Origin of the sequence: Cupriavidus yeoncheonensis (genome assembly GCF_905397275.1) — a bacterium.
Classification (GTDB): domain Bacteria; phylum Pseudomonadota; class Gammaproteobacteria; order Burkholderiales; family Burkholderiaceae; genus Cupriavidus; species Cupriavidus yeoncheonensis.
Map to the genome: position 1 here is coordinate 14378 of NZ_CAJPUY010000029.1, position 16490 is coordinate 30867.

The following is a 16490-nucleotide window of genomic DNA, read 5'->3' on the forward strand; positions in this document are numbered from 1 at the left end:
CATGAGCCAGCCCCTGATCCAGAGCCTGCAGAAAGAAGCCGAAGCCGTCACGGCGTTCGGCCAACTGCTCACCGAAGAGCGCGAAGCCCTCAAGGGCGGTGACTTCCAGTCCCTGAGCGGGCTGCTCACGCGCAAGGTGGAGCTGGGTCGGGCGCTCTCGCGCCAGGTTGCCGCACGCGAAGCCCAGATGGGCGCGCTAGGCCTGCGCGCCGGCCCGCAGGGCCAGCTGCTCGGCCGCAATATCGACCCGGCCGTGGCCGATGCCTGGCGCAAGCTCATCTTCGCCGCGCGCGGCGCGCGCGACAAGAACCAGCTCAATGGCGCGATCGTTTCCGCCCACCTGGACCACACGCGCGAAGCGATCCAGGTGCTGCGCCAGCACAGCGGTGGCGATTCCGGGCTGTACGGCAAGAATGGCAAGGCTGCCGCCGGCGTCGGCGGCGTGAGCCTGGCCAGCGGCTGAAGCCGCAGCGTTCAATCGTCGCAATACTGCCCGAGCACGCTGAGACCCCGCTGGGGGTCCCTGACGAACGGATTCGAGCGGTCCCACGCATAACCGGCCAGCACGGCGGAGATCATGCGGCGGATATCCGGCGTGGCATTGGGATGAAAGACGAGTTTCTGGAAACTCCCGGCATACCAGGCATCGACGAAGGTACGGAAGCAATCGACGCCTGACTTCAGTATCCGCGCATAGTCAGCCTCCCAGTCCACCGTCTCGCCGGCGAATTCGCGCGCGATGCATGCCGCAGCCAGGCTTGCAGACTTGAACGCGATGGTCACCCCTGACGAAAAGACCGGATCCAGGAATTCACCCGCGTTGCCAAGCAACGCGTAGCCATTGCCCCACAGCGATTTCACGTTCGCGGCATAACCCGCGATATGGCGTGCAGGGGTATCCCAGACTGCATTGGCCAGCAGGCCCGACAGGGCGGGATCCTCGTTCACCAGAGCCTGCAGCCGCTCCGTGTCGCTGCCGGCATAACCATCCAGGAAAGCCTTCTCGGCCACGACGCCCAGTGAACAGCGGCCGTTCGAGAACGGAATGGTCCAGTACCAGACATCCACATGCCGTGGATGAATGCCGACGCGGATCTTGTTGCGGTCGAAGGTGCCCGGCATCACGCGGTCTTCCACATGCGTGAAGATGGCACTGCGCACCGGGAAGCCGGATGGCGATTCAAGCTGCAGCAGCCGCGGCAGGATGCGCCCGAAGCCGGAGGCATCTAGCAGGAAGCGGCTGGTCACACGGTAGCTGTTGCCGTCGGGATCGCGCACGGTCACCACCGGCTGCGCACCCGACACGTCCACGTCGGTCACCTGGTGCCGGAAGCGGACTTCGGCACCCTGCTTCGCCGCCTCGCGGATCAGCACGTGATCGAAGTCGGCCCGCTGCACCTGGTAGGTGGTGCCCCAGCCGGACGAGAACTTGTCGCGAAAATCGAAATCGACATAACGGTCGCCACGCGCGAACGCGGCACCGTTCTTGTACTGGAAGCCGGCTTCCACCACGGCCTGCAGCATGCCGGCCGCCTCAATGTATTCCATGCTCTGCGGCAGCAGGCTTTCGCCGATGGAAAACCGCGGGAAGGTCTCCTTCTCGAGCACCAGCACGCCAATACCCTGACGACGCAGCAGCCCCGCCGCCACGGAGCCCGCGGGCCCGGCGCCGATGATCAGCACGTCTGCAACCTGATTTTCCATTTCACGCTCCAATGCATTCAGCCGTGTCCGCGGCACATTGCCGACCGCTGCCAGCGATAAGCCCGCCTGCAGGGGAGAACATGTCCTGCAGGATCCGATGGGATCGTTACGGAAGAATTGGCTACGGGGGTGCCGCGAACACTGCCACAAGACAGTATGGGGCCACATGCTACCGAATGATCGGAAGCGTGGAAACAGGACATTCCCGGTTGGGCGAGGAGGCTATCGCGATGTCGGCCTGGGCGTCACACCGGCGCTGGCATGGTCTCCGACACCGCCGCACCCGCGGTGCGGTTGGATGGCAGCAATGCTTACCGGAAGCCGACGATCACCTGATTGCTCTTGCCCTGCAGCACAGGTGCAACCGCGCCCTGCCCTGGCAGCCGGAAAGCAAACACAAAGCCCTGCGTCGCGTCGTCGCCTTCGAAGGCATCGGTCTTGCCTTCCGACTGCGGCAGCATCACGCAGCGTTGGGCATTGCAGAGATAAGCCTGCAGGTACGTGGGAGGTGTCGCGGCAAAGCTGTAGCGCCAGCGCACCGAGGTGATGACGCCCTCCGATTGCGGCAGGTTGCCGCTCGGCAGCATGGGAGGAGAAACGGTGCGCTGGCCGCGGCCATACAGCGCCGGTCCGTTAACCGATGCACTCCAGCTATGCCGCGTGCCGGCCTCGGGCGCTGCCCGCGCATCGGTGGCGATCGCAGCCAGCGCGGCCGCCATGGCATGCAGGACAAGCAGCCCGACGCCGGGCCAGCTGCGCATCAGAGCAGCCCGCGCAACTGGTTGCGCAGGCGCGTGATGGCCTGACCGCGGATCTGGCAGACGCGCGATTCGGTCACGTCGAGCACCGCGCCGATCTCGCGCAGGTTGAGTTCCTGGTCATAGCACAGCGACAGCACGAGCTTTTCGCGCTCGGGCAGCCGATCGATGGCGCGGATCAGCGCTTCGCGCATGCCGTTTTCCATCAGCTGCGTGAGCGGATTGCCGTCTTCGCTGACGCCAAGATGGCGGTCGAGGAAGTCTTCTTCGCCGGAGCGCTCGAAGTCTTCATAGTGAAGGAGCTGGCAGCCATAGACCTCATTGAGCAAGACCTGATACTCGTCCAGCGGCATCTCCAGTTCCTGCGCGACTTCCGAGTCGAGCGGCGCGCGGCCCAGCTTCTGTTCCAGGCCGCGCTGCGTGCGTTCGATGCGGCGCGTGAACTGGCGCAGGCTGCGCGACTGCCAGTCGTTGGCGCGCACCTCGTCGAGCATGGCGCCGCGAATACGCTGGCTGGCGTAGGTCTCGAAACGCGCGCCATGCGTGTCCTCATAGCGCTTGGCCGCGTCGAGCAGGCCGATCATGCCAGCCTGGATCAGGTCATCGATCTGCACGCTGGCCGGCAGCTTTGCGGCCAGCTGCAGCGCGATGCGGCGCACCAGCTGCGCGTGGCTCTTGACCACGTCGGCCTGTTCGAGCTTTCCCTGGATCGTGTACATGGTGGAATTCTCGTGAATGCTTGCTTGCAAAGCCTGCCCGCATGGCGGGCCGGCGGGTCAGGGTCGTTGTCGGTTGCGAACGGTCATGGGCTCACGCTGCCACGGCGGCCTGCGCAGCCGGTGCGGCCGGCTCCGCGCGCAGCGGCCATGCGCCAATGCCACTGGCGGCCTGGCGCAAGGCAATCGTGGCTGGCGCAGCCGGGTAGGCCTCCACCACACAGCGCCCGAGCTGCACGCTGCGGGCAACCAGCGGATCGGCGGGCAGCCAGCCAGCGCTGCTGATCTCGACGCCCAGGTACTGCCGCGCGGTGCGCGCCAGGTTTCCGGCAATGGCCAGCACCGCGGCCTCGCTGGCCGCCATGTTGACCAACAGGTGGAAATGCCTGCAGGCGTACAGATGGTGCAGGCGCTTGATGCAGGCATAGGCCGCGGTGATCGAGGCCGGTTCCGGGCGCATCACGACCAGCACGTTGTGTGCGGCGCCGGCCAGCGCGGAGAGCGCGCCGTCGGCGTCCGTCACGGCATCCAGCAGCACGCTGCGAAAGCCGGACAGCGAATCCGGGGATTGCGCGCCGCGCGGCCGTGCCGGGCCAGCCGGCAATACCGCTACGGCACCGGCCGGGCGCGCGCCGAGCGCCGCCTCCAGCGTCAGGCGGCCTGCCTGCACGTCGGCAAGCGTGCCTGCGGGTTCCGCGCCGGACAGCCGCACGGCATGGCCTGCCGTGTCCTCGTCGACGAGCAGCACGCGTTCGCCTTGCATGGACAAGGCATGCGCCAGGCCTGAGGCAATGGTGGTCGCCCCGGCCCCCGGTTCACTGGCCACCACGGCGATCCGGCGCGTGACGCGCGGCGCCAGCATGCGTCGCAGGCTCTCGGCCTGGTCCACCGCCAGCGTGCTCACAGCGTGACTCCCGGCGCCATGAGCTGGGGCAGGCCAGCCAACGAACCGGCCGGTGCAGCCTCGGCGGATTGCGCGGCACCGGCGGCAACGGCGGTATCGTTGCCTTCGACGGCATCTGCGCTATCGGGCGTGTCGTCCGACTGGCGGCCCGGATAGTTTTCCAGCACGTCCAGCAGGGCCAGCAGCCGGCCCATGCCTTCATTCAGCACCGGACCGGCCACCGCGGCACTACCCGGCTGGCGCGTACCGGCCCGGCCTGCCAGGCGAGCCAGGAAGGCCGGCGCAGTAGCCGTCGGCGAATGTTCCAGGCGCAGCGCGGTCAGCCCAAGCTGGAGTGCGGCAAGGCCGCCGCCCGCGGCGCTGGCGCCTTCGCCGTCCTGTGCGAAATGGTCCAGCGCATGGCGCAGCGTGCGGAACTGGACTTCCGCGCCGTCAGCCCACAACGACCAGCGCGCGGCCTGCGCGGCGTGGCCGGACAGTTGCGGATCGCACAACAGGTATCTCGTATCGAGCAGTTCGCCCGAGGCGTAGTCGACCGTCCTTGCGATCACGAGGTGGGCGTCGATGCCGCCCTCGGGCGCGCCGCGGCCGCGAACGGGACCTTCCGGCACGCGTACATCGGTCGTTGCGAGCCACTGTACGGCTTCGCGGCCGCGCACCGGGACCTCGCCCACGGCGTGAAAGGTCAGCGTCTCCGCCAGGGCATCCAGCTTCCAGGCCGCGCCACCGCAGATCACGCGCACCGTCTTGCGCGCGGCAGCCACCCAGCGTTCGCCGGACTGCTGCCAGCGCGCCAGCGTAGCGCCCGCTGGCAGCGCATCGACCAGATGGACGACAGGCCGGGCCGCGCCAAGCGTCGCGCGCAGCGTGGCGGCTTCGGCGTCGGCTTCGCCCATGGCCTGGCCGGCACGACCGGCCGGGGTGACCGTGGCGGCCAGCGGCATGCCGGTGCGATCGCCAAGCCAGAGCGTATGCAGCATCGACTGTGGCGCACGGCGGCCGGGCACCGGCACCTGCAGCGTGGCGGCCAGCGACAGCACGAACTGGTCGCATTCGCGGTTCAGGTCGCGGCAGGCGGCCTCGCGCACCTGCTGCGCCATCGGCCGCAGCGTGGGCGCATCGGCGGCGCGCTGCTGCCAAAGCTGGCGTGCCAGGTCAAAACCATGCTGCGCGGCATTGAGCTCGCTCACGCACTGGCCGAGCGCGTCCGCGCTGTCGGTCAGCGAACGCAGCACATCGTCGGCGCCGCCCTGGCGGGCCGGCGCGTCCTCCAGACTTCCGGCCTGCCTGCGCGCAGCGTCGGCATCGGCAAACACCGAACCGCGGCGCGGCGTGAGGAAGGCGCGCTCGACCATCGCGGCGCCATGCGCGAGTTCGAGGTGCTCCGGCACACGTTGTCCGGTGGACACGTAGAACACGGGCAGGCGGTGGCGGATCACCACGTCCAGCACGGAGCCCAGGTGCGTGGCTTCATCCAGCTTGCTGATGATGCAGCCATCGACGCCGCCGCCTTCCGGGACGGCGTCATGGCGGTAGGCATGCACCACTTCGTTGAGGGTGTCGCCGTGGCTGGCGCCGTTGAGCAGCAGCACGCGCTGTACCGGCGCCTGCACGCCCGCCAGCATGGCGATCTGCTCGGACAGGTTGCGGTCGCGCTGGCTCATGCCAACGGTATCGATGATCACCAGGTGCTTGTCCTTCATCGCCGCCAGCGCGAAGCGCAGGTCGGCGGCATCCTTCACCGCGTGCACGGGTACGCCCAGGATGTCGCCGTAGATGCGCAACTGCTCATGCGCACCGATACGGAAGCTGTCGGTGGTCAGCAGCGCCAGGCGCTCGGGGCCGTGGCGCAGCACGTAGCGCGCCGCAAGCTTGGCCGTCGTGGTGGTCTTGCCCACGCCGGTGGGTCCGATCAGCGCGAGCACGCCCCCCTGGTCGAACAGCGCGTCTTCGTTGCCGAGCACGGGCACCTTGCTGGCGAGCTCGGCGCGAATCCACGTCATGGCGGCCGGGCGATCGCAGCCTACCGGCAGCCTCGCCAGCAGCGTGCGCGCGAGCTGCGCCGAGAAGCCGGCCCCGACCATCCATCCGAACAGCGATTCGCGCAGCGGGTCGCCCGCGGCCACCGCGCCAGTGGCCGCGGCCGGAGCCAGCCCCGCCAGCTGGCGTTCAAGCAGCGCACGCATGGACTGCAACTCGCCGCGCAGGTCGCCGATGGCAGCCGGCTCGGGCGCCGCCACGACGGGCTGCGGCGCCACGTAGACCTGCGCGCCGGCCGATGTGGCGCTGAGATCGGTATCGCGCATGGCGACGATCTCCACGCCGCCATCGATGGTGCGGTTGGACAGCACCACGGCGTCGGGACCCATGGCTTCGCGCACCTTGCGCATGGCTTCACGGCCGTTGGCCGCGACGAATTTCGCTACGCTCATCTTGCGTTCCTCACGCACCGATCATTGCGGTAATACGGATATTGCGGTTGTCCGGCACTTCGGCATGGGACAACACCCTCAGCTGCGGCATGGTCCGCCGCAGGAAGCGCGCCATCAGCGGGCGCAGCTGCGACGGCACCAGCAGCACCGGATCCAGGCCCATCTGCTCCTGCCGGCCGACCGCACCCTGGGTCTGCTGCAACAGTGCATCGGCCAGTCCCGGCTCGATGCCGCCGCCATTAGTCAGCGCCTGCGACAGCACGCGTTCCAGGCCGGCATCGAGCCCGATCACCTGCAGGTCCGCGCCATTGGGGAACAGCTGCTGCGTGATGGCCCGGCCCAGCGACTGGCGCACCAGCGAGGTCAGCTCGTTCGGATCGCTGATCTTCGGGGCGTGCTCGGCGATCACGTCGAGGATGGTGCGCATGTCGCGGATGGGCACGCCTTCGTCCAGCAGGTTCTGCAGGATCTTCTGCAGCGCCGTGAGCGAGATCGCCTTGGGCACCAGATCTTCGGTCAGCTTCGGCGCTTCCTTGGCGATGCGATCGAGCAGCAACTGCACTTCCTGGCGGCCGAGCAGCTCGGCGGCGTGCATATGGATCAGGTGGTTCAGGTGCGTGGCGACCACGGTGCTGGCGTCCACCACGGTGTAGCCATAGGCCTGCGCCTGCTCCTTCATGCCTGCGTCGATCCAGACGGCCTGCAAGCCGAACGCGGGATCCTTCGTCACCGCGCCCGGCAGCGTGCCACTGACCTGCCCCGGGTTGATCGCCATCCACTGGCCCGGCATGGCTTCGCCACGCCCGATCTCGACGCCCTTGAGCGTAATGCGGTACGCATTGGGCTTGAGCTCCAGGTTGTCGCGGATATGTACGACCGGCACCAGGAAGCCGATCTCCTGCGCCACTTTCTTGCGGATGCTCTTGATGCGGCCGAGCAGTTCGCCATCCTGCGCGCGGTCCACCAGCGTGATCAGGCGATAGCCCACTTCCATGCCGAGCGGATCCACCAGCGTGACGTCGTCCCAGCTCGCTTCGGTCGATTCCTGGGCAGCCGCGGGCGCGCGCTCTTCGCGCTGCTTGGTCTGCTCCGCAGTGACCGCCCGGCGCGCCAGATGGCGCCCGAGCCAGAACATGCCGCCGGCCAGCAGCAGGAAGGCGATGTGCGGCATGCCGGGGATGATGCCCATCATGCCGATGATGCCGGCGGTCAGGTACAGCACGCGCGGGTTGGCAAAGAGCTGGCCGGTGAGCTGCTCGCCCACGTCCTGCTCGTTCGACACGCGCGATACGATCACGCCGGCGGCGGTCGAGATCACCAGTGCCGGAATCTGCGCGACCAGGCCGTCGCCGATGGTCAGCAGCGTGTAGTTGTGCACGGCGGTGCCGAAGTCCAGGTCGTGCTGGACCATGCCCACCACCATGCCGGCGGCGACATTGATGAACATGATCAGCAGGCCCGCCACGGCATCGCCGCGCACGAACTTGCTGGCACCGTCCATGGCGCCGTAGAAGTCCGACTCCTGCGCGACTTCGGCGCGGCGCTTCTTGGCCTGCTCTTCATTGATCAGGCCGGCGTTCAGGTCGGCGTCGATCGACATCTGCTTGCCGGGCATGGAATCCAGCATGAAGCGCGCGCCCACCTCTGCAATCCGGCCCGCGCCCTTGGTGATCACCATGAAGTTGATCACCACCAGGATCGCGAACACCACGATGCCGACAGCGAAGTTGCCACCGACCAGGAAGTGGCCGAACGCCTCGATGACCTTGCCGGCGGCGTCCGGACCGGTATGGCCTTCCATCAGCACGACTCGCGTCGACGCCACATTGAGCGACAGGCGCAGCAGCGTGGTGAACAGCAGCACCGCCGGAAACGCCGCGAAATCGAGCGGCTTCTGCGTATACATGCTGACCATGAGCACCATGATGGCCAGCGCGATATTGAACGTGAACAGCAGGTCCAGCACGAACGCCGGCAGCGGCAGGACCATCATGCCGAGGATCATGATGATCAGCAGCGGCCCGGTCATTGCCTTCACCTGGGCGGCATGGCGCAGGCCCGGCAGTTTCAACAGCGAGTTCAAAGCGTTCATGCGCGGCTTTCCGGAACGGCAAGTTCATCCGGCACCATGAGATCGACAGGCGCCGACGGCTGCGGACCCTGCGAGTAGTGCCAGTGTTTCAGTTGATAGACCCAGGCCAGGACTTCAGCGACGGCGGTATAGAGGCCGGCCGGGATTTCCTGGTTCAGTTCCACGTGGCGGTGCAGCGCGCGCGCCAGCGGCGGCGCGGACATCAGCGGAATGCGGTGTTCGGCCGCCAGTGCGCGGATGCGCGCGGCGACTTCGTCGGTACCCTTGGCCACCACGCGCGGCGCGCCCATGCGGCCTTCCTCGTAGCGCAGCGCCACGGCAAAGTGCGTGGGGTTGGTCACCACCACGTCGGCCTTGGGCACTTCCGCCATCATCCGGCGCCGCGCCATGGCACGCTGCTGCTGGCGGATACGGCCCTTGATCTGGGGGTCGCCTTCGCTTTCCTTGAATTCCTGCTTGACCTCTTCCTTGCTCATGCGCAGCTTCTTGAAGTGCTCCCAGAACTGCCACGGCACGTCGATGGCGGCCACGACCAGCAGCGACAGCACCACCGCCAGGCAGCAGTGCAGGACCATGTCCAGCATGTGCAGCAGTGCCTCCTGGACCGGCGCGTTCATCAGCGCGATGGCATCGGGCAGCCGGTGCCACACGACCCAGGCACCGACACTGCCGACCAGCAAGGACTTGGCGATGGCCTTGAACAGCTCCGCCAGCGAGTGCACGGAAAACATCCGGCCCAGGCCCGAGAGCGGCGACATGCGGCCAAAGTCAGGCGCCAGTACCTTGGTGGAGAAGGTCCAGCCTCCGGTCAGCAGCGGCGCCGCCAGGGCGGCTACGCCGAACAGCAGCAGCAACGGCAGGAATGCGAGCAGGCTTTCCCAGACGACGCTCGCGAAGCGCGACAGCATGCGCGAGGTATCGAACGCGGTGGCGGGCTCGAAGCGCAGTGACTGCCGCATGACGGTATCCAGCGTGCGGCCCAGCACGCTGCCGAGCGACCACAGGCCGGCGACGCCGGTCATCAGCATGATGAACGTGGCGAGCTCGCGCGAGCGAACGACCTGCCCCTCCTCGCGCGCCTTTTCCAGGCGCCGGGGTGAGGCGGGTTCGGTCTTCTCGAGATCGCTTTCTTCGGACATCCACGCTCCGTGACAGGACGGCCAGGGCGGCACGCAATAGCCGCCATGGGTCAGCGAGGATTATCGAAGCGTGCCCGAGCGGGCATTCAGAAGAAAAGGCGGGGGATTTCGCTGCTGTTTGGAAAATGAGCACCGGCAGGGAGTTAACGGCACCCGGCGGCGCCGACTTTAGTCCGGAAATGGAGCGGGCGGCACCGGAGGAACGGCGCCGCGCGGCACGTGTGGCGGTGGAGAATGCCGCGGGGTGACCGCGCCGCCCCCCTCTCCCACGCGTGGGAGAGGGGGGAAAATTAGCAGCGTGCCAGGCCCGGCGCCGATCAGAAGCCGAGGCTGGCCAGCAGGTCGTCAACCTGGGACTGGTCGGACACCACGTCCGCCTTGCCCTCCGGACTGATCTGCGGACCGTTGAGCAGCGTAGCGGCCTGCACCTCCGTGCGGCGCTCGCTCGGCACGTTCTCGATCAGCACCTGGAGCAGTTCATGCTCGAGCGTGCGGATCATGTCCATCATCTTCTTGATGACCTGGCCGGTCAGGTCCTGGAAGTCCTGCGCCATCATGATGTCCAGCAGATGGCTGCCGGTGGCACGGGCCTGCTTCGGCACCTCGGTCAGGAAAGCGCGCGTGTCGAGCACCAGCGTGCGGGCATCGCCCAGCTCCACCGGGGTTTCGAACCAGGCGTCCCAGCGCTTGTCGAGGGCTTCGGCCTGTTGCTCGATGTCGGCCTGGATCGGCTGTGCCAGCTCCACGGCGTTAAGCGTGCGTTCCGCCGCCTGCTCGGTCATGGCCGCGACGTATTTCAGGCGGTCGCGTGCATCGGGTATGGCCTGGGCGGCGCGCTCGATTTCCTTGTCGAGGCCGAGCTCGCGCATATTGTCGCGCAGCATCCGCGTCAGGTTGCCGATGCGGAGGATCAGCTGCTCGGCGGAATCGTTCGGAATAGTCGGGGTCATGGGACGTTCCCTGGTTTCAGCCGCCCAGCTTCTCGAAGATCTTGGTGATCTTCTCGTCCAGCGTAGCGGCGGTGAACGGCTTGACCACATAGCCGTTGGCGCCGGCCTGGGCCGCGGCAATGATGTTTTCCTTCTTGGCCTCGGCCGTCACCATCAGCACGGGCGTCTTGCCGATACTCGCGTCGGCGCGGATCGCCTGCAGCATGCTCAGGCCGTCCATATTGGGCATGTTCCAGTCGGAGATCACGAACTGGAAGCTGCCGTCCTTGGCCTTCTCCAGTCCGGCGGCGCCGTCCTCGGCTTCCTCGACGTTGTTGAAGCCCAGCTCCTTGAGCAGGTTGCGGATGATCCGACGCATGGTCGGGAAGTCGTCGACCACGAGGATCTTGATGCTCTTGTCCACTTTTAAGGCTCCGGTAGATGCAGTTGTGGAATGTCGTTCGTTTGCCGGGCCCGGCCTCGGACCCGTTCTCTCAGACCCGTTGCGCGCGGGTCCCGTAGGTGGCCAGCCGCGCCATCACGCGCTGGGTCATTGCGTGCAAGGGCACCACTTCATGCACGCCGCCGGCGGCGATCGCCTCCTTCGGCATGCCAAACACGATGCAGGTACTCTCATCCTGCGCCAGGTTGTAGGCGCCGGCTTCGCGCATCCGCAGCATGCCCTTGGCGCCATCCTTGCCCATGCCGGTCAGGATCACCCCGATCACGTTCTTGCCGCCGTGTTCGGCGGCCGAGTCGAACAGCACGTCCACGGAGGGGCGATGGCGGTTGACCGGCGCTTCCTGCGACAGGTGGGCCACGTAGTTGGCTCCGCTGCGTGCCAGGCGCAGGTGCGAATCGCCAGGCGCGATGTAGGCATAGCCAGGCAGCACGCGTTCGCCGTGCACGGCTTCCTTCACCGTAATGCGGCACAGACCGTCAAGGCGCTGCGCGAACGAACGCGTAAAGCCGGCCGGCATATGCTGCACGATCAGCACGGCCGGGCTGTCCGGCGGCAGTGGCATCAGGAAATCCTTGATCGCCTCGGTGCCGCCCGTGGACGCACCCAGGATGATCAGCTTCTCGGTCGACAGCAGCGGGCTGCGCAGGATCGGCGCGGCGGCGGCCGTGCCGGTCTCGGGCACATGTGCCTGGCGCACGCGTGCGCGCGACGCGGCGCGGATCTTGTCCGCGATGGTGTCGGTGTAATCCATCAGGCCGTCGCGGATGCCCAGCTTCGGCTTGGTGACGAAGTCCACCGCGCCCAGCTCCAGCGCGCGCATGGTGATCTCGGAACCACGCTCGGTCAGCGATGAGACCATCAGCACCGGCATCGGGCGCAGCCGCATCAGCCGCTCCAGGAAGTCCAGCCCGTCCATGCGCGGCATTTCCACGTCGAGCGTGAGCACGTCGGGGTTCAGGCGCTTGATCATCTCACGCGCCACGAGCGGATCCGGCGCCGTCCCGACCACTTCCATGTCGGGCTGGCTGTTGATGATCTCCGTCATCAGGCTGCGGATCAGCGCGGAATCATCCACGCACAGCACCTTGATCTTGGCGGCAGTCATAGTCGTTCTGCTTTCTGTTCGTTCAGGAGGATGCACGCGTCGCCAGGGCGCGCGCAAAGAGCTCTCCGCCGCGTGCCGGTGCCGTGCCGGACGTGGCGATGGCACGCGCCAGCGCGCGCTCGTCGCGTTCGACCGACACCTGGTCGTCCTGGCGCGTCAGGCGGCGTACCAGCGCGAGGCCGGTGACCGGGAAATAGCTCACGCGCCGCGCATGCGGGCCGCGCAGGTCCTGCGCGGCCACGCGGATTTCTTCCGTCTTCAGGTAGCGCAACACGAAATCCGCGTTGCGGTCGCCGATGTTCAGCGTCGTCATGTTGGCAAGCACTGCGCCACCGCCGAAGACCTTGGCCTCCAGCCGCTCGCGCCGTGCGCCCATCTTGAGCAGTTCGTTGATCAGCACTTCCAGCGCGTAGCAGCCATAGCGCATCGACGCGGACAGCATGCGGTCCGCGTTACCGCCCTCGTCATCGGGCAGCATGAAATGGTTCATGCCACCCACGCCGGCCTTCTCGTCGCGAATGCACGCGGCCACGCACGAGCCGAGCACGGTGGTCAGCACCACGTCCTCGCCGGTCACGTAGTACTCGTTCGGCAGCAGCTTGATCGCCTGGCGATCGAACTCGCGGTCGAAGTACTTGCGCGTGGCAATGGCTTCAGGAAGGTGGGGCGTACGCATCAGGGCCTTCCTGCGCGGGCGGCGTCCGACGCCAGTTCGTAAACGGTCTGGCCGCGCAACTGGAACGCGCGCGTGACGTACGAGAAATTCTCCGAGTGGCCGGCAAACAGCAGGCCGCCCGGCTTGAGCAAGGGCGCGAAGCGTTCCAGGATGCGGCCCTGCGTCGGCTTGTCGAAGTAGATCATCACGTTGCGGCAGAAGATCACGTCGAAGCGTTCGCGGATGCCCCAATCGGGCGCGAGCAGGTTGAGCGGCTCGAACGTGATGGCGGATGCCAGGTCCGGCTTGACCTTGACCGAGCCGGCGCGCTGGCCGGTGCCTTTCAGGAAGAAGCGCTTGAGCCGCTCTTGCGAGAGGCGCGCGACCTGCTCTTCCGAATACACGCCGGCACGCGCCTTGGCCAGTACCTGCGTGTCGATATCGGTGGCCAGCACCGTCGCCGCGCGGTCGCCGAGCGCCTCGGCCAGCGTGATCGCGATCGAGTATGGTTCCTCCCCCGTCGAGGCCGCGCAGCACCAGACGTGGTATGGCCTGCCGGTCTTCTTGGCGTGCTCGGCCAGCAAGGGGAAGTGATGGGCCTCGCGGAAGAACGACGTCAGGTTGGTGGTGAGCGAGTTGGTGAAGTACTCCCACTCCGGCGACGCGTCGTCCGCGTCCAGGATGGCAAGATAGCTGGCGAAGTCGGCCAGTTGCAGCGCGCGCAGGCGCCGCGCGAGGCGCGAGTACACCATTTCACGCTTGTGGCTGCCCAGCGAAATGCCCGCACGCCGATGAATCAGTGCGCGGATCTTCTCGAAGTCGCGCTCCGTCAACAGGAAATCGCGCGACTCGTCGCGCAGGGCGGCTGCCGCCGCAGTGGCGGCGGTCGCGCCTTGGGCACGGCTGGCGGCGGTACGGTTGGGCGTCATGGGTTCGCGTGGCAATGCTTGGTGATGCTTGGTAATGCTGGAGGCTGCGGATCGCTGCGCCAGGGGCGCCGGTCAGGCCGCCTCGGCTTCGATCAGTTCCATCTCCGGGCTGGTGATCAGGCGCTCGATATCGATCAGCACCAGCATGCGGCCCTCGACCGTGGCCAGCCCCGTCAGGTGCTCGGTGGACACCGACACGCCGAACTCCGGCGCCGGCTTGATGGCATCGCCGGTCAGCGTGAGCACGTCGGACACGCCGTCCACGACGATGCCCACCACGCGGCCCGCCACGTTCAGGATGATCACCACGGTCTGGTGGTCGTAGCGCACGTTGCCCAGGCGGAACTTCAGCCGCAGGTCGACGATGGGCACGATCACGCCGCGCAGGTTGGTCACGCCCTTCATGAAGTCCGGGGCGCTGGAAATGCGCGTCACAGTCTCATAGCTGCGGATCTCCTGCACCTTGAGGATGTCGATGCCATATTCTTCCGTCCCCAGCGTGAAGACCAGGAACTCCTGGCCCGAAGCTTCGCTTCCGGGGGTATCGATCTGTCCGATGCCGGCCATGATGTCTAGTTCTCCTTTGGTTGGACGATTACTGCGCCAGCGCCGGTTCCTGCCGGCGCACGCCGGTGCGCTGCAGCGCGCCGACATCGACGATCAGCGCCACGCTGCCGTCGCCGAGGATGGTGGCGGCGGAAATGCATGGCACCTTGCGGTAGTTGGTTTCCAGGTTCTTCAGCACGACCTGGTGCTGGCCGATGAGCTGGTCCACCAGCAGCGCGAAGCGCTTGCCTTCGGCCTGCAGGATCACGGCGATGCCCTGGGTCGGCTCCTGCAGCGCGTCGGCCACGTTGAAGACGCGGTGCATCTCCAGCAGCGGCAGGTACTCGCCGCGCACGTGCATGACGCGGTCCGCGTTGGCCGCGGTATGGATGTCCTCGGACTTCGGCTGCAGCGACTCCATCACGCAGTTCAGCGGCAGGATGAAGGTTTCCTCGCCGACCTTGACCGACATGCCGTCGAGGATCGCCAGCGTCAGCGGCAGCACGATGCGGATGGTGGTGCCCAGGCCCGGACGGCAGCTGATCTCCACGTGGCCGCCCATTTCCTGGATGTTGCGCTTGACCACGTCCATGCCGACGCCGCGGCCCGATACGTCGGTGACCACTTCGGCCGTCGAGAAGCCCGGCGCGAAGATCAGTTGCCAGACCTCTTCGTCGCTGATGTTCTCGGACACGGGCAGGCCGTTCTGGATCGCCTTGGCCAGGATGCGCTCGCGGTTCAGGCCGCCGCCGTCGTCACTCACCTCGATCACGATGTTGCCGCCGTGGTGCTGCGCGGACAGGATCAGCTGGCCGGTCGGGTCCTTGCCCGCGGCCACGCGCTTGTCCGGCGTCTCGATGCCGTGGTCCAGGCTGTTGCGCACCAGGTGGGTCAGCGGGTCGATGATGCGTTCGATCAGGCTCTTGTCCAGCTCGGTCGCCTTGCCGAACGTCACCAGGTCGATCTGCTTGCCGAGCTTGCCAGCGAGGTCGCGCACCAGGCGCGGGAAGCGCGAGAACACATAGTCCATCGGCATCATGCGGATGGACATCACGGACTCCTGCAGGTCGCGTGCATTGCGCTCGAGCTGGCCCATGCCGGAGAACAGGCGGTCGAACAGCACCGGGTCGAGCGAGGACGCAGTCTGCGCCAGCATCGACTGGGTAATCACCAGTTCGCCCACCAGGTTGATGATCTGGTCGACCTTTTCGGTCGGCACGCGGATCGACCCGGATTCCTGGCTGTGCGCGGCCGCTGCTGCCGGCTTGGCCTTTTCCCTGGCCGCGGGTGCGGCCGGCGCGGGTGCTGCCGGCACGGCTGGAGCTTGTGCGGGAGCCGGTGCCGGTGCCGGTGCTGCGGCAGGCGCTACTGCTGCCGGCTCAGGGGCCGGGGCGGAGGCGCCGGCTGCCTCGACCACGATCTGGTCGGTATCGATCACGAAACAGCAGACGGCGATGATGTCGTCAGCGTCGCACTGGCTGTTCAGCCAGATCACCAGTTCGCCGTTCTCTTCCTGCTGGCCGGTGATCTCGCCCAGGTTGGCAAGCTCTTCGCGCAGCAGCGCCTGGTCGGCGGCGGACACCTTGATCAGCCGGACCTTCAGGCCACCGCCCGGAGCAGGGGCTGCCGCGGGTGCCGGCGCGGCTGCCGGCGCAGAAGCCGGTGCGGCCGCGCCGTTCGCCTCCTGGGCAAGCTGCTGCAGCACGGCGCAGATGCGCGCCAGCGTTTCCGGATCGGGTTCGGTGCCGTTTCGGTAGGCGTTGAGCTGATCTTGCAACACGTCCTTGGTTTCCAGAAAGGTGTCGATGATGGTCCTGGACAATGCCAGTTCCTGGCGGCGCGTACGGTCCAGCAGGTTCTCGAAGATGTGCGTGGTTTCGGTCAGTGCCGCGAACCCGAAGGTCGCCGCGCCGCCCTTGATGGAGTGCGCGGCACGGAAGATCGCGTTGAGGTCTTCCGGGTCGGGCGACTCGATGTCCAGGCCAAGCAGCAGCTGCTCCATTTCAACGAGCAGCTCTTCCGCTTCTTCAAAGAAGGTCTGGTAAAACTGTGTGATATCGATATCGACAGACATTGGCGTCCTGACTCACTAAGTTACTGCGCTAAGCACGGCCGCCG

The 16490-nt window shown here is 66.9% G+C and carries 15 protein-coding genes; 1 reads left to right on the forward strand and 14 read right to left on the reverse strand.

The features are described 5' to 3' along the window. The first annotated feature begins 1 nt into the window (after position 1). The gene (locus tag KHO22_RS28465; protein WP_211950526.1) at positions 2–463 is read left to right on the forward strand and encodes a flagella synthesis protein FlgN; all 462 of its coding nucleotides are present in this window, start codon (positions 2–4) and stop codon (positions 461–463) included. 11 nt (positions 464–474) lie between these two features. Here the strand turns inward: KHO22_RS28465 and KHO22_RS28470 are convergent, their stop codons facing one another. From KHO22_RS28470 to cheA, 14 genes are all read right to left on the reverse strand, one after another. Next, positions 475–1704: an NAD(P)/FAD-dependent oxidoreductase gene (locus tag KHO22_RS28470; protein ID WP_211950527.1), complete on the reverse strand. Its 1230-nt coding sequence runs from the start codon at positions 1702–1704 to the stop codon at positions 475–477. Positions 1705–2015: 311 nt separating this feature from the next. Then, positions 2016–2423, reverse strand: a complete 408-nt coding sequence (locus KHO22_RS28475) for a flagellar protein FlhE (RefSeq protein WP_211950528.1) — start codon at positions 2421–2423, stop codon at positions 2016–2018. Positions 2424–2464: 41 nt separating this feature from the next. After that, a complete protein-coding gene (locus tag KHO22_RS28480) occupies positions 2465–3181 on the reverse strand; it encodes an RNA polymerase sigma factor FliA (protein ID WP_211950529.1) in 717 nt (238 codons plus the stop codon). A 91-nt stretch (positions 3182–3272) separates the two neighbouring features. Beyond that, a complete protein-coding gene (locus KHO22_RS28485) occupies positions 3273–4082 on the reverse strand; it encodes a MinD/ParA family ATP-binding protein (protein ID WP_230427075.1) in 810 nt (269 codons plus the stop codon). Beyond that, a complete protein-coding gene (flhF, locus tag KHO22_RS28490) occupies positions 4079–6514 on the reverse strand; it encodes a flagellar biosynthesis GTPase FlhF (protein ID WP_211950530.1) in 2436 nt (811 codons plus the stop codon). The genes KHO22_RS28485 and flhF overlap by 4 nt, the downstream gene beginning before the upstream one ends. A 10-nt stretch (positions 6515–6524) precedes the next feature. After that, positions 6525–8606 carry a flagellar biosynthesis protein FlhA gene (gene flhA / locus KHO22_RS28495; protein WP_211950531.1) on the reverse strand — a complete coding sequence of 694 codons (2082 nt, stop codon included), beginning with the start codon at positions 8604–8606 and terminating at the stop codon, positions 6525–6527. After that, the gene (flhB, locus tag KHO22_RS28500) at positions 8603–9745 is read right to left on the reverse strand and encodes a flagellar biosynthesis protein FlhB (RefSeq protein WP_211950532.1); all 1143 of its coding nucleotides are present in this window, start codon (positions 9743–9745) and stop codon (positions 8603–8605) included. Before flhB ends, flhA begins: the two co-directional genes overlap by 4 nt. A 317-nt stretch (positions 9746–10062) precedes the next feature. Continuing rightward, positions 10063–10695: a protein phosphatase CheZ gene (gene cheZ, locus KHO22_RS28505; RefSeq protein WP_211950533.1), complete on the reverse strand. Its 633-nt coding sequence runs from the start codon at positions 10693–10695 to the stop codon at positions 10063–10065. A 16-nt stretch (positions 10696–10711) separates the two neighbouring features. Further along, positions 10712–11098 carry a chemotaxis response regulator CheY gene (gene cheY / locus KHO22_RS28510; protein WP_211950534.1) on the reverse strand — a complete coding sequence of 129 codons (387 nt, stop codon included), beginning with the start codon at positions 11096–11098 and terminating at the stop codon, positions 10712–10714. 70 nt (positions 11099–11168) lie between these two features. Beyond that, positions 11169–12242 (reverse strand): protein-glutamate methylesterase/protein-glutamine glutaminase, encoded by a 1074-nt coding sequence (locus tag KHO22_RS28515; RefSeq protein WP_211950535.1) that lies wholly within the window; start codon positions 12240–12242, stop codon positions 11169–11171. A 22-nt stretch (positions 12243–12264) separates the two neighbouring features. Next, entirely contained in the window at positions 12265–12918 is a 654-nt protein-coding gene (gene cheD, locus KHO22_RS28520; protein WP_211950536.1) for a chemoreceptor glutamine deamidase CheD, read from the reverse strand. Continuing rightward, the gene (locus tag KHO22_RS28525) at positions 12918–13826 is read right to left on the reverse strand and encodes a CheR family methyltransferase (RefSeq protein WP_211950537.1); all 909 of its coding nucleotides are present in this window, start codon (positions 13824–13826) and stop codon (positions 12918–12920) included. Before KHO22_RS28525 ends, cheD begins: the two co-directional genes overlap by 1 nt. A gap of 72 nt (positions 13827–13898) precedes the next feature. Continuing rightward, on the reverse strand, positions 13899–14393 hold the full coding sequence (locus KHO22_RS28530; RefSeq protein ID WP_211950538.1) for a chemotaxis protein CheW: 495 nt from the start codon (positions 14391–14393) through the stop codon (positions 13899–13901). A 28-nt stretch (positions 14394–14421) separates the two neighbouring features. After that, a complete protein-coding gene (gene cheA / locus KHO22_RS28535) occupies positions 14422–16446 on the reverse strand; it encodes a chemotaxis protein CheA (protein ID WP_211950539.1) in 2025 nt (674 codons plus the stop codon). Positions 16447–16490: the final 44 nt, after the last annotated feature.